This is a genomic window from Chryseobacterium sp. WLY505 (assembly GCF_030846215.1).
GTDB lineage: Bacteria > Bacteroidota > Bacteroidia > Flavobacteriales > Weeksellaceae > Chryseobacterium.
In genome coordinates, this window is record NZ_JAVCWI010000001.1 from 564,971 (window position 1) to 583,416 (window position 18,446).

At 35.7% G+C, this 18,446-nt stretch carries 18 protein-coding genes; 1 reads left to right on the forward strand and 17 read right to left on the reverse strand.

Annotated elements, in window-relative coordinates; all coding sequences use genetic code 11:
* Positions 1 to 113: 113 nt before the first annotated feature.
* The 12 genes from RAH34_RS02610 to RAH34_RS02665 form a co-directional block, all read right to left on the reverse strand.
* Positions 114 to 800: a hypothetical protein gene (locus RAH34_RS02610; RefSeq protein ID WP_306595055.1), complete on the reverse strand. Its 687-nt coding sequence runs from the start codon at positions 798 to 800 to the stop codon at positions 114 to 116.
* 300 nt (positions 801 to 1,100) lie between these two features.
* Positions 1,101 to 2,435 carry a trigger factor gene (locus RAH34_RS02615; protein WP_114820416.1) on the reverse strand — a complete coding sequence of 445 codons (1,335 nt, stop codon included), beginning with the start codon at positions 2,433 to 2,435 and terminating at the stop codon, positions 1,101 to 1,103.
* A 136-nt stretch (positions 2,436 to 2,571) separates the two neighbouring features.
* Entirely contained in the window at positions 2,572 to 3,144 is a 573-nt protein-coding gene (locus tag RAH34_RS02620) for a hypothetical protein (protein ID WP_114820417.1), read from the reverse strand.
* Positions 3,145 to 3,197: 53 nt separating this feature from the next.
* On the reverse strand, positions 3,198 to 5,582 hold the full coding sequence (locus RAH34_RS02625) for a TonB-dependent receptor (protein WP_306595056.1): 2,385 nt from the start codon (positions 5,580 to 5,582) through the stop codon (positions 3,198 to 3,200).
* 263 nt (positions 5,583 to 5,845) lie between these two features.
* The gene (locus RAH34_RS02630) at positions 5,846 to 6,202 is read right to left on the reverse strand and encodes a hypothetical protein (protein WP_228411947.1); all 357 of its coding nucleotides are present in this window, start codon (positions 6,200 to 6,202) and stop codon (positions 5,846 to 5,848) included.
* A gap of 149 nt (positions 6,203 to 6,351) precedes the next feature.
* Complete coding sequence (locus tag RAH34_RS02635; protein ID WP_114820419.1) at positions 6,352 to 8,280, reverse strand: ABC-F family ATP-binding cassette domain-containing protein; 1,929 nt, start codon at positions 8,278 to 8,280, stop codon at positions 6,352 to 6,354.
* Positions 8,281 to 8,476: 196 nt separating this feature from the next.
* On the reverse strand, positions 8,477 to 9,823 hold the full coding sequence (locus tag RAH34_RS02640) for a DUF2235 domain-containing protein (RefSeq protein ID WP_306595057.1): 1,347 nt from the start codon (positions 9,821 to 9,823) through the stop codon (positions 8,477 to 8,479).
* A gap of 150 nt (positions 9,824 to 9,973) precedes the next feature.
* Positions 9,974 to 10,651: a response regulator gene (locus RAH34_RS02645; protein WP_114820421.1), complete on the reverse strand. Its 678-nt coding sequence runs from the start codon at positions 10,649 to 10,651 to the stop codon at positions 9,974 to 9,976.
* A complete protein-coding gene (locus RAH34_RS02650) occupies positions 10,620 to 11,252 on the reverse strand; it encodes a sensor histidine kinase (RefSeq protein WP_306595058.1) in 633 nt (210 codons plus the stop codon). Before RAH34_RS02650 ends, RAH34_RS02645 begins: the two co-directional genes overlap by 32 nt.
* Before the next feature lie 149 nt (positions 11,253 to 11,401).
* The gene (locus tag RAH34_RS02655) at positions 11,402 to 12,025 is read right to left on the reverse strand and encodes a hypothetical protein (RefSeq protein WP_306595059.1); all 624 of its coding nucleotides are present in this window, start codon (positions 12,023 to 12,025) and stop codon (positions 11,402 to 11,404) included.
* A gap of 17 nt (positions 12,026 to 12,042) precedes the next feature.
* Entirely contained in the window at positions 12,043 to 12,822 is a 780-nt protein-coding gene (locus RAH34_RS02660; protein ID WP_228411949.1) for a hypothetical protein, read from the reverse strand.
* Between the two features lie 62 nt (positions 12,823 to 12,884).
* On the reverse strand, positions 12,885 to 13,505 hold the full coding sequence (locus tag RAH34_RS02665) for a DUF5715 family protein (protein ID WP_162800892.1): 621 nt from the start codon (positions 13,503 to 13,505) through the stop codon (positions 12,885 to 12,887).
* Positions 13,506 to 13,723: 218 nt separating this feature from the next.
* On the opposite strand from RAH34_RS02665, the gene aqpZ reads away from it, so the two are divergent.
* A complete protein-coding gene (gene aqpZ / locus RAH34_RS02670) occupies positions 13,724 to 14,440 on the forward strand; it encodes an aquaporin Z (RefSeq protein WP_306595416.1) in 717 nt (238 codons plus the stop codon).
* Positions 14,441 to 14,712: 272 nt separating this feature from the next.
* Here the strand turns inward: aqpZ and RAH34_RS02675 are convergent, their stop codons facing one another.
* From RAH34_RS02675 to RAH34_RS02695, 5 genes are all read right to left on the reverse strand, one after another.
* A complete protein-coding gene (locus tag RAH34_RS02675) occupies positions 14,713 to 15,258 on the reverse strand; it encodes a hypothetical protein (RefSeq protein ID WP_114820426.1) in 546 nt (181 codons plus the stop codon).
* A gap of 168 nt (positions 15,259 to 15,426) precedes the next feature.
* Positions 15,427 to 16,419 (reverse strand): acyl transferase, encoded by a 993-nt coding sequence (locus RAH34_RS02680; protein WP_306595060.1) that lies wholly within the window; start codon positions 16,417 to 16,419, stop codon positions 15,427 to 15,429.
* Between the two features lie 195 nt (positions 16,420 to 16,614).
* Complete coding sequence (locus RAH34_RS02685) at positions 16,615 to 17,385, reverse strand: UDP-2,3-diacylglucosamine diphosphatase (protein ID WP_114820427.1); 771 nt, start codon at positions 17,383 to 17,385, stop codon at positions 16,615 to 16,617.
* A 20-nt stretch (positions 17,386 to 17,405) separates the two neighbouring features.
* Positions 17,406 to 17,852 (reverse strand): 6-carboxytetrahydropterin synthase, encoded by a 447-nt coding sequence (locus RAH34_RS02690; protein ID WP_034696824.1) that lies wholly within the window; start codon positions 17,850 to 17,852, stop codon positions 17,406 to 17,408.
* 189 nt (positions 17,853 to 18,041) lie between these two features.
* Complete coding sequence (locus tag RAH34_RS02695; RefSeq protein WP_306595061.1) at positions 18,042 to 18,434, reverse strand: hypothetical protein; 393 nt, start codon at positions 18,432 to 18,434, stop codon at positions 18,042 to 18,044.
* Positions 18,435 to 18,446 lie beyond the last annotated feature (12 nt).

Here is an 18,446-nt window from a genome sequence, read left to right on the forward strand (position 1 = left end):
CCCTGATTTCTGAACGCGGCAATATCACATGAAGAAATTTTATTTGATTTCGGGCATATTTTCTATAAAAAAAACCGGGAATTCCCGGTTTTGATTACTTAAAAAGTATTTTCTTATTTAAAATCAGCATCCGAAACTCCGGAGTTGATAACTACTTTTGTGGTCTTAATGGTCATTTTCTGACCTCCACCTTCAGCATCTACTTCAGCCGGGAACTGTATTCCCTCCACTGTCATATAGCTTTTAATGGTTGCTTTACCTTCTCCTGCATCCGTCTTGTACAAAAGACCCGTTGCAGCATCGAAATAGAACTTTCCTTTGTCTGAAGACAATACATTATAGTCTTTTCCGTCAAGCTTTTCTGCAGATACGGTCTTGAAATTAGAAGCATCAAATGCTAAGGCATCCATTGGTTTTCCTTTTTTCAGGTCGGCAATTTTGTCAGCAGGAATATCTGTTTTGGTTCCCATCTGATCAAAATATCCTTTCTCACCGTCAAAAAGCTGCACCATTTCTTTCCCCATGAAAGATTGTACAGATTTGAATTTATTTCCTAATTTCTTGGTTGTCATTTGGATTTCCATTCCCTGCACAGACACTGTGTTATCAGTAATGGTAGATTTTACAGCGTCCAGTTTATCTTTTCCACCTAGCGCTTTGAAATAATTATCAAGAACTTCTTTAGGGGTAAGTTTTGATTGTACGGCTTCTGTTTTAGCAGATGCAGCCCCTTTTTTCTGAGCTGCTGCAGGCACTGAGAAAAGTACAGCGCAGAAAAACGGAATGATGATCTTTTTCATATTTATAAATAATGTTTAAAGAGTAAATATAGGAATATTGGCGGACATACGAATAAATAATGAGTAATGAGCAATTAGTAATTAGTAATGATTGATAATTGATGATTGATAATTGATGATTGATAATTGATGATTGATAATTGATAGTTGATAGTTGATGAATGCTCTATATGAACTTTGAAAACAAAAACCCGGCCAATTGGTCTACCGAATACATGTGACGTAATTCTTAGAAAAGATTTACAACAAAAAAAACCGCCAAAGAATTGACGGTTTTCAAATATTTATATCTGAGTATAATTATTTCTTAAGTTCTTCTAAAAATTCGTCGTGAGAAATTTTAGTTTCTTTTTTAGTCGCTTTTTCAAGAATTACATCTTTCAATTTAGCCATTGCTACTTCAGAAGAAATTTGTCTTACCTGCTCCTGGTCTTTCAACATTTCAACAGCATATTTCTGGATTTCTTCATCCCCTAAGTGGTGGATTCCGTAGATCGCCAATTGATTTTTCACCAACTGCTCAGCCTGAGCCAATACATCAGCATAATCCAGGTTGATTTCGTTCTCAGTCATCAATTTACCTTCGATGATCTGATACTTCAATTGGTTTTTCTCAGCTTCAAGAATTTCTTTAGCCTGATCTTCAGACTGGATATTCTGGTTAGAGAATAATAACCACTTCACAAGGAAAGATTCAGGAAGTTTTACTTCTTCCTTCTCTGTTACCTGCTCTAATACTTTATTCACGAAGTGAACATCAGCATTCTGTTGGAAATACTCATCTAATTCAGTTTTCACTTTATCTTTAAGCTCATCTTCAGACTTAATGTTTCCTTCTCCGTATACTTTGTCGAAAAGATCCTGGTTAAGCTCAGCTAAATTTAATGAATAGAAATCTTTTACTTTAACTTCTAATTCATTGTGGTGTAGGTGCTCAACTTCTTCTTTGCTGAATCCTAATTCTTTAGCTAATTCTTCGTCACCTGCAAGAGTTTCTTTTGTTACTTTTACAGAACCTTCCATTTTCAAACCTTTTACCAATTTGAAAGCTTCTTTGTTTTCAGCAGTAATCGTAAGGTTTTTTGGGTGGTGGTGGTGCTCTCCTTCAGCATCTTCTTCCACAACCTGAGAAACTTCTAAAGCAATGTAAGAATCTTTAGTGATTTTATCTTGAGGAACCTGCTCAGCGAAACGCTTCTGCATGTTTTCAATGCTCTTACCGATTTCTTTATCAGAAGCTTCTACTTTGTAATGAGGAGCTTCATATTTAGCTAAATCTATAGTGAATTCAGGCTCAAATCCTACTTCGAAAGCAACTTCTAATTGATCAGCATTGTAATCGAATTCGTTTACTGGCTGAGGAACAGGCTGACCAACTAATCTTAGTTTGTTGTCATTAACATAGTTGTTTAAAGCATCAGAAACTTGTCTGTTGATTTCTTCAAATGCAATACCTGCTTCATATTGTTTTTTAACCATACTCAAAGGCACTTTCCCTTTTCTGAATCCAGGAACTTGCGCATTTTTAGCATAATTAATCAACTGCTTCTCTACTTTTTCTTTGTAGTCAGATTTTTCCAATGTTACTGTAAGCAATGCACTTACATCATCATGGTTTTGTGCGGTAACCTTCATTATTGATTAAAATTTTAGGTTGCAAAAATAGGAATTTTTTATGAAAAATACCCATTTAAAATCAACTTATAAAGCCAAATATTGTTAAATAAAAAACCACCGGAGAATTCCGGTGGTCCAAACAAGATTAATTGTCCTAATTACTTAGGTTGTATTTTGCCTCAGCATCTGTTTCTCCTCCTACTACGCTTCCCCAGGCAGTTCCTGATTTGGCATCATTTACGCTTTGTGGAGAGTGAATTAGAGTTAATTTTAAAAATGGGTCTGTTCCATCAACAGCTTTTACAACAGTCCATTTTGTTCTCAGTCCGACTCTTTTCCCATCGCTTCTAAGATCACTGCCATCCACTCTTTCCACGGTAATATCAGACTTTGGAAAATCAAAAATTAAAAAATGTTCATTTTTAGCATCAATAATTTCCTGAGTAGCATCTTCATTTCCGTTTTTGAATTTTGCCTGAACAGTATAGGTTTTTCCATTTGTAAGCGGTATTGTAGGTGTTCCCCCCGCCCCTATACTGTAATCATAGGTCTGAGTAGTTCCGGCCGCATCATCTGTCACCAACAAAAGGATGTTGGTAAGTTCTTCCTGAGGAAGATCGTCTTCTTCCGCAGAACCGTTTCTCTGACAAGAAGTAACGGCAGTAACAGTGATGAATAAAACAGCTAATAATTTGATAATATTTTTAGTATTGAATAGATTTTTCATTTTTTAAGAATTTTAAAATTGTAAAATTTTGATTGAATTTTTTTTTGAAATCTTTAGAATCGGTATCTAAAGTTTAAAATAAAGTTTCGTCCCGCCTCATCTGCAAAGAACCTTAAACGGTTCAGATACTCTCTGTATGAAGTATTGAAAAGATTGTTTACAATAAGTCCCGCAGAAAGATTTTTGCTGATGTTGATTCCAGTTTGGATATTCCAAAGTGAATATCCGTTTGGCGGAGTACTGAAATCTATTTCCTTATCCACCAATTCACCATTCACATAAAGCTCCAATGGTGCATTTCGGATAGGGAATCTGGTTTGTTTTAAAAACGTCTGATTTTCAACAGTGAAATAGAAATTATTCCATTTTGATTTTTTGAACTGCAATGCATTGGAAAAATTTGGTGGCATCATTAAGATCAGTGGTTCGTTGTGGGTATCATCCTGCCCATATACATAACTTCCTTTTCCTACATAGGTAAGATCTTCTGTAAGTTTCCAGTTGATATCCAGATCCACTCCGTACATTTTCGCATCAATCTGCTGATACACCCATTCCGGGAATACCCCTCTGATTGTTCCCTTAATTCCTACCGGAATTTCGTTAATGAAATTTTTAGTGATGAAAAAATATGGATTTACTGAAACATTTAACCCTTTCAGAACATTAAACTTCGAGTCAACATTCAAATTAAACTGATGTCCCTGTTCATTTTTCAACCCCATGTATCCGGTTTCAATGATACCTGCAGAATGGTGCAGCCCGTCTGAAAATAATTCTGCAACATTAGGAGACCTTCCTACTTTTGCATAATTAAATTTCAAATCAAAATTAGCATTGGGACGGTATTCCAGACCAGCATTGAAAGAAACGTTATTATAATTAAGCTGAGGGCGCGTTAAAACTCTGTTCTGATCTGTTTTCACATAAAATTGTGGATAAGCATCTGCATATAATTTTTCCCAGTCACTTTTATCATACCATTTGGTTACATCATAACGGGTGAAATCATATCTCGCTCCTGCTTCAAAATTGAATTCAGGAGAAATTTTATATTTGAAAACAGAATAAGCACCTGCAGAATATTTATCATAATTTGGAATCAGACGTCTTGCTTTGGTTGCCGGATCTGAGTAGTTGTTTTGAAAGGCAGCATCAATTCCTGTTTCTAAAGACCATTTTTCCCTCTCTAATAAATCATTAAGATTAAACTGATGCGTCATCAGTTCCAAATCCAGTGAAGGCGTATCACTCAACTCACCTCTTCTGATATCATATTCCTGCCTGTGGTTGTATTGATAGCTATATGTTGCAGATACTTTTCCTATATTTTCAAACCTTTTGAAAGCTGAAACTTTTGCAATATGATGTTCAATCACCTGTCTTGGATTATCAATATCATAACTGAATTTACCTGAATATATTGGAGGGTTGGCATTCATTGCCCTGTCGTAATCTTCAGAAGTTGAAACGTGTGAGTCTCTTAATATCCCAATATTCTGATTTGTCAGGTAATAATCAAAAGAGATTCCTCTTTCATAAGTATTATTCTGAACTGTAAAATTGAAGGAAGAAAAATCCATTCCTGTATTTTTCAAATTATAGTTGGGAGCACTCTGATCACCAAGTTTTTTGATGCTTCCACCAGATTTCACCGCCCATCCGTTCTTCCAGACTTTAGCTACATCAGCATCTAATCCAAGACCTCTTCCGTTGGAAATTCCGGTAAGCCCGACTGAACCTTTGATGGTATCCTTTTTAGGGAAAATTTCCGGTTCCATTACAACAACTCCACCAATGGCATCACTTCCATATTTCAAAGCAGACGCTCCTTTGATGACATCGATATGTTGAAAATTATTAATATCAACATTAGGAGCATGCTCTACTCCCCATTCCTGCTCAGCAAGACGTACTCCATTATTCAGAATACTGATACGGCTTCCATAAAGCCCGTGAATAACAGGTTTTGAAATATTATTTCCGGTCTTCAAAGCAGTTACCCCTGAAATTTTAGATAATAAGTTTCCAAGATTATCTGTAGAATTTTTCTCAATTTCAGATTTATTAAGGGTTTTTACTACCAATGAACCATTGTTCTTATGACTACCATGAATAGTCACAGTTTCAATATCTTTAACGTGGTGTTCCAGCGTGATAACGAGCTGAACATCCTGATCAACTCCTATATTTTCAGTATAATCATTGCAATCAGGATGTTGAGCAATGAGTGTATACTTTCCTGCAGGAATTTTATCAAAAGAAAATTTACCTTTCTTATTGGTTTTGGCTGTAAAGTTCCCGATTTTAATCACTGCATTTTCCAGCAATGTTTTATCATGGAAATCCTGAACGGTTCCCTCTACAGTATAAGTTTTTTGTGCACTTGTAAATACTGATCCGCAAAAGATCAGCAGCAGGCAATATATCAATTTCATTGTAAATAGATTGATTGCGTACCCTTTTCAACAGGGTACATTTTCGTTAAAATTTGTGGGAAGGGTTAGTTTTGATGGTACAATGTATTCCTGGTAAGAAGTTAGGAGCTAGAAAACAGCAACTGAATATTATTTAAATATCAATTACATATTATCAGGTGTTTTTCCCAACAACTTTAAACCTTAAACTTCAAACATTGAATTTGAAGCAGTAAACATTGAACTTTAAAGTACAAAACTTTAAACCCTATAGAATCTATGAATTATGCAAGTGCGGGCGGTCCCCGAAGCTGGAAGGTGAATTTGGTCTGTGACCAGATTTTCTCCTGGATGGCGATGATTTGTTTTACTTCATGGCTGTAATGCTCACAAGTAAAACTGAATTCTTCAGGAGCTAATGTATGTCCGGTAACCAAAAAGTGGCAGGCCAGACAGTCGCCAGCTTTCTCTTTAGTAACAGCTTTCGTCATCGTATTCTCAACTTTTTTAAAATGAAAAGCCTTAAAATAATCTACCGAATCGTGATGGTGAAAGCTTTGAGAAAGCAGCGCGAGGAAATATACTCCAAACAACAGCTTGGAGATAAAACTCTTTAGGTTTCTGCTTTCTTTAAAAATCATGGTTCAAAATTATGAAAATAATTTAATTGTTTCCTTAAACTTTTATTAAATTACTTAATGATTGTTGACAATAGGTAGAAATGAGTACCATTTTGTTACAAAAAAAATGCTCCATCTTATTGAGTTGATGAAGCATTTATATTTTAAGTTTAATCCAGTTGTGTTCCAAGATATTCCCACTCCTGTAAAGCTGTATCCAGCTCTTCCTTAGCTTTATTGTATTGTTCTAAGGTTTCTTCTGAAGGATTTTCTTTGGCAAAAGAAGCTTCCATTTGCTCTACTTTTGTTTCAAGCTCGGAAATTTTCTCTTCTACTTTTTTGATTTTATTCTGAATATTTTTCTGTTCTTTACTTACAATATTTGAAGATTGACTGCTGGTTACTACAGGTTTTTCTTCTACTTTCTTAGGTTCTACCTTTACTTCGCTGTGAAGTTTAGCTTTTTCTGCAGAAATCTCTCTGATGGTTTCCTTTTGCCTGTACTCAAGGTATTCATTGATATCACCAAGGAATTCTTTCATTTTCCCGTCACGGAATTCGTAGATCTTATCACAAAGTCCCTGAAGGAATTCCCTGTCGTGCGAGATGACAATTAAAGTTCCTTCAAAATTCTGCAGTGCCAGCTTGATAATTTCCTTAGACTGGATATCAAGGTGGTTGGTAGGTTCGTCCATAATCAGCGTGTTGAAAGGACGAAGCAGCAGTTTACAAAGTGCCAGACGGTTTCTTTCTCCTCCGGAAAGTACTTTTGTCTTTTTAGTAACCGCATCTCCCTGGAAAAGGAAAGATCCTAATAAGTCTCTTACTCTTGGTCTTGTTTCTTCTGTAGCTGCATCTTCAGCTTCTTCCAGAACGGTTTTATTTGGTGTTAAAACCTCTTCCTGATTCTGAGCAAAATATCCGATGTTAACATTATGTCCAAGATTCCAGACTCCAGAATAATCTTTAATATCTCCGGCTAAAATTTTAGCCAATGTTGTTTTTCCTTGTCCGTTCTGTCCCAGAAGGGCAATTCTGTCTCCTCTCTGAACGATAAAGTCAACATCATCAAAAATCTGCTTCTGTCCATAAGCTTTTCCAAGATTGATGGCTTCAAAGATCACTTTCCCCGGAACCATAGACTGTACGAAACGGATATTGAATTTCGAAACGTCCTCGTTATCCACTTCGATACGTTCGATTTTATCTAATTTTTTAATAAGGGACTGCGCGAAAGATGCTTTGGTAGCACTTGCACGGAACTTATTAATATTATCCTCCATTTGTTTGATCTCCGCATCCTGATTCTTTTTAGCCTGAATCAGTTTCTCACGGCGATCTTCTCTCATGACAAGATATTTCGAGTAATTCGCTTTATAATCATCAACTTTTTTATTGTTGATATCAAAAGTACGGTTACACACCGCTGTCATAAACTGTTTATCGTGACTTACCAGAACAATAGCTCCCGGATAGTCTTTCAGGAAGTTCTCCAGCCAGATGATAGATTCCATATCCAGGTGGTTGGTAGGCTCATCGAGAAGCATAATGTCGTTCTTCTGAAGAAGTAATTTTGCCAATTCGATTCTCATTCTCCATCCTCCGGAAAACTCATCGGTGATCTTTTGGAAATCATCTGCTTTAAACCCTAGACCAAATAATACTTTTTCCATGTCGCCTTCAAGATTGTAGGCATCATGGTTCATCAAAAGGTCATTCAGTTCGGTCATTTTATTAATCAGATCTGTATAGGAATCACTTTCGTAGTCTGTTCTGACCGTCATTTGGTGATTCACTTCTTCAAGCTCATTTTTCCAGGCATTGATCTGTTCGAAAGCCTGCATGGTTTCTGCCCACACCGTTCTTCCTTTTACAAAATCAAGATCCTGTTTAAGGAAACCAATGGTAACACTTCCTTCAGTCACTACTTCTCCTTCGTAGAAATTAATTTCTCCGGAAAGCATTTTTAATAAAGTGGATTTTCCTGCTCCATTTTTACCAACGAGACCTACTTTATCATCCTTTTTAATGGTGAAATTGACATTTTGAAATAAATAATTTCCTGAATGGTGTAATCCTAAACTTTGAACCGAAAGCATCTTAATTAATAATTAGTAATGAATAATGAATTTTCGGGTGCAAAAATACGGAAAAAGAAATGAATAGCCGAGAAATAAAAAAAGTGGTCAGGATTCAACAGTTTTTCCTTGTATGTAATACATTAAACCGAGAAAAAGGAGACACCATGAGATGTCCCCTAACCTAAATTTAAAACTGAGAAGTTTTTTCACTGATTCATTCATTTAATATCGTAGCTGCCGGTGCTTTTATAATAGAACGAACCCATAAATCATTATTGGGAACGTTGGTTCCATAAAGAAAATCTGCAACAAAGCTGTCTTCCGGAAGATGAAGTTCTACGGAAAGCCTTTTTGTCCGGCTTGTTTCATCAACGGAGGTACGGCTTGATACATTTAATCCATTATTAATCAACTCAATATTAATTTCACGCTGAGTTCTGTACTGAAAACTTTCATGGTACAATCCGAAATTTGAAGAAATATGAGTATAATCTGCAAATCTTTGGAAATCGTATATAGGTTTTTTGTTTACAGAAAGATCCTTTATATATTCTTTCATTTTGATATAAAACCGATGAAGAAAAGCATGTTGATTATAGTCTGTTCCAAAATACGCCTCATTCTCGGTACTAAATACTGATAATATGGTATTGGTTTCATCCATCATCAGTTTTCCATATACTTTTGACAGATCATTGTATACTTTATCCCTGCAGACATAAGCCTGTGAAAGGCCATCTACCGTTTCCACTTTATATTCTGAGAGTAAAGCATCCCATATTGTATTTCCATCCGCATTGGTTTTTGCATTTCTGATATCTGAAACATAGTTGTGCAGATCATCAACAGTATTGAAATCTGTAGAAATATAAACAGATTGTGGACCTTCCAGATATCCGCCTCCAATATCAGCATGATCTCCAGGGACAAATACTTCTTTCCAGACTGAAGACTGATTTTCTGATTTCTGATCCTTCATTGTTTTCGAATTCTCGAAAATACCTGTCAGTGGAAAGAAAAACCTGCCTTCATTAACCGCACAGAAATGCAAAGCATTCTCTACCTGTGCAGAGATTTTCATATTATAAGTATTAAAAGGCTTAGACTCTACCGTATCAAAAAGTCCTAAAAATTTTATCCTGCAATTTCCTACTGCATAAAAAGTCAGAAGCTGATTACAGAAAGTTCTTGCCAGCATACCTCCTCTCCCGAATCCGTAGATATAAAAATGGTATTCCTTGGTCTCATCATGGGTTATTTTATGTACAAAATCTCCGGCTTTCTGAAGTTTATCATCAGAGGAATATCCGCTTCCATAAGGTGGATTTGCACAGGTTGCCATGGCAAAATTATTATCTTCACTGCCTGTTACAGTACCAATTCCTTCAATATATATTTTTTCATCTCCAACGAATAAACTGTATAATTTATAGATATTGCTGAAGGTACCATAATAACTTTCATTATTATTCAGCGGTTTATCCGGTGAAAGAATATTTACCCCATTATTTCCTGTTCCGTCAAAGAAAATCCCGACGGAAATCACTCTGCTGCCATTCATGTTTTTACTTTAATTTTTTATTACAGATCCTGTTTGTGTTTTTTTCAACTGACATCCCTAAAAGAGACATTCCAAAATAACAGAAGAAAAATAAGGTTCACTAGAGTGGAAAGTACCAAATAAAAAAATCCGTATTTCTACGGAATCCATTTACATTTTTTCAAGGGAGTAAATATTATTGACAATGGCATAGATCACTATCCCCACAGTATTCTTTGCTCCTATTTTCTCCAGGATACGTTGTCTGTGACTTTCTACAGTTCTCGGGCTGATAAAGAGTTTTTCTCCGATCTCATTGTTGGTCATTTCCTGACAGATCAGTTTTACCACATCTTTTTCCCTTTCTGATAGCTCATCTTCTGTTTCAAAAAGAGAATTCTTCTTGGCAGAGCTGTTCATATAAGTAAACAGCATCTGATGATCTTCGGCCGTAAAAAAGACACCGTTTTTATCTACCATGGTGATGGCATCAATAAAGGTTTTTTTATTCGAGTTTTTGGGAAGAAATGCTGATACTCCCAGCTTCACCATATATCCGAGAATAGAGGTTTTATAATGGGATGACAGGATAATAATTTTAAGATCAGGATATTTTTCTTTCAGGATTTCTACCAGTTCAAAACCGTTCATAGGTTTCATCTGAACATCTACGAGAGCAATATCAGGAAATTCATCTTTTGAAAGTTTTCCGAGGTCTTCTATAAAATCGGGGCCATTATCTGCGGTAAGGCAAACCGATATATTTTTTTCATTGGACAGCAACATTTTTACCCCTTCGAGGATCAGCTGTTCATCATCAATCAGTGCTAGTTTGATTTGGGAACTCATGATATTTTGGAATTTTTATGATTAAACGACTTCCTTTTTTTGAAAATGTTTTTTTCCATTTGTGTGTGGCATTCATTGATTTGATACGGGATTCAATATTTTTGATTCCCATTCCTTTTTTCACTTCTTCATATTCAAATCCCTGTCCGTTATCAGAAATCACAACGGTCATATTTTCAGGATAATCTTTAATGTAAATCCAAATATCCGCTGCATCCGAATGCTTGATCACATTGGTGGTAAACTCCTGAATAATCCTGTACAGCTGTACTTCCACGAAAAGATCTTTCTTTTCATATCCCGACATTACCTGCAGGGAAATATTGATTTTATGGGAAAGGTTGGCTATTAATTCTTCAACATATAAAACCAGCCCCACAGATTCCAGATTTACAGGGTATAATGAATGGGAAATACTTCTGGCAGCATCAATCAGGGAAGACATCTGGCCGTAGATATTTTTTTTGATCAGTTCGTCACCCTGAGTATCGAGGTTATTCAACCATAAAGAAAGAATATTGAGGCGGTTTCCGATATCATCATGAATCATCACTGCAATTCTTTTTCTTTCTTCTTCCTGGGCCTTGATGTTTTCCAGCACTAATTTTTTCTGATGAAGAACTTCTGCTTCATGCTGGACATTTTTTTCCTTAATAATTCTGGTAATAAAAGCTCTGTAAGCTAGCAGAATAAAGGATACGATAACTGTTATGGTAACAATTATCAGGATCAGCAGATTGATATTTAGTGTTACTTCTTTAATCTGAAAAAAGTATATAAAAATGAACAGTACAAAATACTCGAAAGAATATTATTGGCACTGAGAATCGTATAATAATCGTTTTCGGACAGATTGGCGATCTGGTGCTGGATGATAAAAATAAATACTGAGACCGAGTAATAGAAAAAAATACTGGCATCTACCAAAAGAAAGCGGTTCTGAGCAGAGGTATTCTTAATCTCCCGGATCAGGGTAAATCCGGAAAGGCATATGATGATGATATTGGAAACCACTTTCGCTATATCAGCATTGGCAGGATAATCAAATCCGTATTTCGAGATCATAAAACCTGCTGCCAATACACCTACAATCCACAAAGCATATCTTGGCCAGTCCAGCTTTCTGATGAACAAACCTGTAAGCAGGAAAAACTCTCCTGCAATGTATAATGGATAAAGGAATGAGGTGTCATTCAGTCTGAAAATATAAGGCAGCGCCAGGTTCAGCAATTCAATAAAAAAAAGAAAAGCAATACAATGAAAATATTGCTTTTCTTTATGATTTAATATGCGGTATTTCGCTGCTCCCAACAGTATAACAGACAGGAGCAGTGCATAATTCAGGAATAAAATTGCCTTATAAAGTTCAGCCATTCCTCAGTATATCGTTTTTAAAATTCACTTCCTACATCTACATCCGGAATACGGCAGATAGGAGGACATGGTTTTGCCCAGTCGTAAGTGTTGGAAATTGATTCTGCTCCCAGTTCTGCATTCCTAAGGTTTTCACGGAAAGAGATAAAGATAAGCGTTACCAACATTTTCCCGTAAATATCATTGTATCTGATTCCAAAAGAACAGGTAATGCCTGCCAATCCTTCATCTGAAAGGCAAAGGTCTGCTGTAGGAACATAGAATTTTCTGAAAATTCCACTTCCCTGATTTTCTCTGGTCTCTTTATAAAACCAATCCATACCCTGATTTCTCCAACGTTCAATAGCATCTACAGCTTTGTCCTGTTCAAGAATGGGTGTATTGGAAACAGGTAATCCCATATTGGCATTTTTTTCCATGCTTTCAAGATCTTTGGAAAGAACAGCGTTTCTGATAAGTGTATACTCCTGAATTTCCTGCAATCTCAGATCTTTTTCAAGTTCGGTAAGGAAACTGTATGGATATTCCTTTACATCTATTTTTACCCCATCATTGTTCATAGGATAAAAGATAAGAATCAATCGGTCTCTGTAAATTCCCACTGCAGCACAGAAGTCTTTATAATCCTTAAACCCCTTCATCCATTCAAGGTGTTCTCTGGAAATATTAAAAACATAGTTGGTAGGGATAAGCTTTTGAATTTTGGAAAAGTCAGAAAGACATGCTTTCCACTGGTTTGATGCTGCTCTACATTCTTCTACAGGCAGCATATAGTCTACAATGTTTAATGTTGACATAAGCATAGTTTTTAGTCGTATAAAAATATACAAACTAAACATGCTATGCAAGAGGATTTTAATTAATAATTTTTCACAGTAATATGATAACAGCTCTGCTGCTTCTCTTTGATGTAATATATTCTACCGGCTCGCTCATAATACTTTAAAACTTTCTCCAGAGCCACTTCCATTTTCGGATTGTATTTCAGAACATTGTTGAATCTTATATAGGAAATATCAAAAGAATTACCATAATTGTGAGAGCTAATCCCCAGAGAAGCATTAGAATTCACTCTTCTCAACCTGCATTGGTCTTCAAGGGTTCTGGTAATGGATGAAACCGTAAATGTACCTCCTTTTGTATCCTTACTGAACTTTGACCCTATTTTTTCCAGAGTGGTTTTTGCCTTGGATACCATATAAGCTCTGCTGTAATCAAGTCTCTGGACCTGATATCCTTTACCTGATTTTTTTATTTTGTGGAATTTTCCGTTGCTGATATATTTCTGTATGGTTTTGGAATCTTTCAATAACTGTACTCCAAAACCTTTGGAAGCATCAAGATGAGATTTATAAAGCGGTGTAGGTTCAACCTTCAATACAGTGGCAAGATCATAGCAGGGAAAAGCTTTTTTGGCTGCCTGCGAATAATGTAAACTATAAATAAAAGGTACAAAGACCACACAAAAAAACTTTCTCATTCACCTTCCTTTTAAATTACAAATGAAAGATAAAACATTTATGTTAGATCTTTCAAGACTGACGATAATACTCTCTCAATAAATCCCAAACAAACATTACACCAAATTACAGATTTTGCAATTTTTGTTCCCTCTTTTTTGATATATTTTTTCAGTTTTAACTTTTTACTTTAAGATTTAAATTTTACATTTGAGATACATAAACATTAAACAACATGATAAAAAAACTTTTCGCTGAATTTTTCGGCACATTTTGGCTTGTTTTCGGAGGGTGTGGAAGCGCTGTTTTCGCAGCGGGTGTTCCAGACATCGGCATCGGACTTTTAGGCGTTGCTTTAGCCTTCGGTCTTACTGTTCTTACGATGGCTTACGCTGTAGGCCATATCTCAGGAGGGCACTTTAACCCGGCAGTTTCTTTCGGACTTTTAGCGGGAGGAAGATTTCCTGCAAAAGACCTTATTCCTTACATTGTAGCTCAATGTTTGGGGGCGATTCTAGCAGCGGGATGCCTGTATACAATCCTTAACGGTGCGGGAGCGGTAGAATTCTCAAAACCCGGAGATTTTGCCACGAACTTTTACGGTGAAGCCGTTTACAATGGAAAAGCGTTCAGTATGGGAGCCGCATTTCTTGCAGAGTTTCTCTTAACTGCATTTTTCCTTATTGTCATCATGGGAGCTACAGATAAGTGGGCTAACGGTAAGTTTGCCGGTCTAGCCATCGGTCTTGCGCTTACTTTGATCCACCTGATCTCTATTCCGATTACCAATACGTCTGTAAACCCTGCGAGGTCCCTTTCTCAGGCAGTCTTCATGGGAGGAATTGCGATGTCACAGCTTTGGTTGTTCTGGGTAGCCCCTATTTTGGGAGGAGTTGTAGGCGGATTGATCTACAAGTTCTTACTTCAGAGAGATACTGCTGAAATTGCAGATTAATTTTAAACAATATTTAATGATAAAATCCTGTCAGGCGGCAGGATTTTTTTATTTTCTGATTTCGAATAAACTGTTTTAGAATTCTTTGAAGACGCAAAGTTTTTATGAAGATGAATTTTTATTGAAGGGAGCAAAGTGGTCGCGGCTACGTTGCTGATGAAAGTAATTGTAATGTTTGCTTAGTCAGAATCAATGAAATTGATTCCTTCTTTGCATCCTTAAGACATATCAATAAGAAATTAAACTTTGCGTTAAAAAAGAATTTTTTGATCTTATTTCAGTTTTTTGATTTCAAAAGGATTTTTAAAGATGAGCTCTTCATGTTTTCCTTTGATTTCCATTTTACGCTGAAGAAGATTAAGCGCCATTTTTCTGATAAAAAGATCCTTGTCATTTAATTTCCAGTAAGAATCTTCATGAAGTTTTTTAGGTTGGCGGATCAGATAAAATTCAGTTTTCCAGGTATCTGCATTATGATAGAATTCTATAATTCCACAATGTTCAGGGATAAGAGCTGCGTCTACCATTCCCATCGGAAGTAAAAAACTAAAAGAATTGCAGACATAATCTCCACAGGAAATTTTATCATGTTTCAGAAATTTTTCCCCGGTATCTTTGTTCAGATAAGATTTTTTGAAATCATTTTTAAAATCACTTTTTGAAAACTTGATCTCGATTTCATGACTTCCACCTTCCGAATCTATGATTAAGATGTCCGCTTCCCAGTCGGCCTGAAAATAATTCGTCAGCACGATTTCTTTTTCAAAATCGCAGTGTGAATGGATATAGGCATGTATAAGTTCTTCTATTTTGATCATGGGTAATATTGTAAACGCAAAGTTCACAAAGTTTTTATTTACTTCCTGTTTACTGTTCGCAAAGGCGTTTCACTAAGCTAAAGTCGCAAACTATTTTATTTATTGTGATTATACAAAAATTGACAAGCGAATTGACCATTCACAATTGTCCTCTTATGTCCAAAATCATCAACTCACCAACAGGCTGCATCCTCTGATATCGGAATGATCTATTCTTCCCAGTACCTGAAATTTATCACCGATTATTTTTCCTAAATCCTGTGTGGCAATAAATGAGCACGAGTGGGTATTGGCAAGGTCAATAATATTAATAGCTCCTGTGCGGCCTTCTTTTTCGTAAGCCAACGGATCTTCTGCATTCCGAACCATGATTCTCATCCAGTTTGGACATTCGTATTCATTATTTCCAAGTGAATAAGCCTGTGAAAGCAGTTCTGTCATGGAATATTCTGAATATATTTTGTTTGTTTTAAGACCTTCCTGCAAGATTTTCAACAATTCATCCTTGGTCATTTCTTCCTTTCGTCCTTTCATTCCTCCGGTTTCAATTACGATTAAGTTTTCAGGGAAATTCAGGGATTCTTCGCTTTGCTCAGAATGACAGTAATCCAGAAAATCAAGAAGAGCAAAGGAAACTCCAAAAAGGATAACTTTTTTATTCTGTAGTGTATTTAATAACTCAAAAAGCTCAGCATGATTATAAAGAAAATATCCGTTTTCCGGTTTGGCAGACTTCTTCATAAGATAATCTACCATGTAGATCAATGATGAGTTTTGTCTCTCAAGATAGCTTGGAAGCAGGCCCAGAAATATAAAGTCTTCCGGTTTTCCGATAAATTGTTCAAAACTTTTATAAATACTTTCTTCATAAAGTTCCGGATCTGCGATGAAATGTTTGGAAAGATTCATCTGGGTTGTCCCTGAACTTTGAAAGAAAAGATCGGCAGCCACACTTTTATCCAGAATCTGATGATTTTTAAACATTTCAATAGGAAGAAACGGAATTTTCACCAGGCTATCGACCTCATCGGGATTCACCTTCAGAAAATCAACGAACTTCCGGTATATTTCAACATTTTCATATTGATAACGAAATGTTTTCAATGATGCATTCAGAAAATCCTGTTCGGTCTGTATCTTGAATATATTTTTCAATTCCATAATTTTTGAATTTCTTAATCCCTTATTACAAGGCAATTACAGAGATAAAATATTGTTATTTAATAATTTTTTAATGTATAAAATCTATTTTGGTAGACTTATTGCAATGTGTTACCTGGAATATGGATTAAAAACAAGAGTGGGTTTTTCCACCCGTTCGAAAGTTACCTCTTTTTAGGGGTAATTTTTTTTGCTTTATTTCTCAAAAGTTCTGAGTTCAAAATCCTTTTCAAAAACCCCGTAAGTGAAATAGGAAATCCAGTCTCCAAGGTTGATATATTTTGCATTTTGTTCCAGATCCAGTACCATTGGCAGGTGCCTGTGACCATAGATGAAATAATCGATTTTCTGAGTTTTCAGCTTTTCTTTGGAATAAATAATCAGAAACTCTTTATCTTCTCCCAGAAAAGCTTTGTCTTCTTCTCCGGAGATCATTTTATTTTTTTGGGAAAGGTATAATGCAATTTTCATCGCGATATCAGGATGAAGCCATTTGAAAAACCATTGTGCTACCGGATTGGTGAATAGTTTTTTCATTCTTTTGTATCCTTTGTCTCCAGGTCCCAGGCCATCTCCATGAGCCAACAGAAACTGCTTCCCTCCCATTTCAAAATATTGTTTCTGATAGAATACGGTACATCCGATTTCTTCTTCCAGATAATCTTTCATCCAGAGATCATGATTTCCGACAAAGAAATAAATGTGAATTCCTCTGTCTTTCAATTCTGCAATTTTCCCAAGTACACGAACGTATCCTTTAGGAATAACATGCTTCCATTCATGCCAGAAGTCAAAAAGATCTCCCATTAAAAACAAAACCTGAGCATCTTCCTTGATCTCATCCATCCACCGTATAAATCTCTCTTCACGCACCTTGCTTTCCTTGGGTGTAGGAGCCCCAAAATGCTGATCTGAAGCGAAGTATACTTTTTTTCCAGGTTCTAAATTAATTGTTGTTTTTAACACCTTCTGAGTTTTGTGAAAAATTATTGATTATCTTCTGCAAACCATTCTCCATAAGAGTTTTCTGTCTCATGAAGTTTAAGATAAGCTAAAGAAATTCCTTCGGGAAGTCTTGATTTTACTTTAGCTGCAATAGCATACAACATGTTTTCGCAAGTCGGCTGGAAACTGCAATAGATTACCTTATGTCCTTTCTGCTCAAGGTCATCTCCCAATTCTTTATGTGGAGACAGCGCATTGACAAGAACCGCATGGTCCCATACGTCCACGATCTCAGATTTTACGATACTTTTGATATCTCCGAAATCTACCACCATTCCATTTTTAGGATTTTCAATATCATTAATCGGTTTTCCCTTCACTGTTACAAACAGCTTATAGGAATGTCCATGCATATTTTTACACTTCCCATCGTAGTTGTAAAGCACGTGAGCCGTTTCGAATGTAAAAATTTTTGTAATACGTATCATAGTACAAAGATAGGATAAAACAGCTTAATACAGAAAAGACTGTTTCTATTACAGCGATTTTAAAATATTCTTTTTAGAAAAAAACCTGAAAATAATATTGTTGAAATAGAAAGTTTCGTGGAGATGTTTGTTTGATGTTTCCTTAGTAAAAATAGCTGTGGCTCTTATTGAATTACATTAAGGAAAAAATTATCTGTCATTTTCTGGTTTTAATTGGTCCGTTTCAAAGCCCAATTCATTCAAATAATTAATTCCGTTTTGTATTGCTATTAAGTTAGTTCCTGACCATCCATCTTTTAATCCAAGAATAATAAGTTCTTTAATATATTTAGGTTCATTAAGATTAACTTCCTCTTCAGTATTCTTTATTTTATTAAATAACTTTACCCCCGACTTTAAAGGCTGCCCAATAATATAATTATCAACTGTTGAAAATTTGATGACTAAAGGAGTTTGTTTTTGTCCGTTTAAAAACACTTTTACAGTCAGAGTATTAGTTTTAGTTTCGGAATGATATTGATCAGAAACTGAATACAAGTATTCTATAGCATTAACAGTTATTTTTCTTAACTTACTTTTCATTACCTTGTTTTT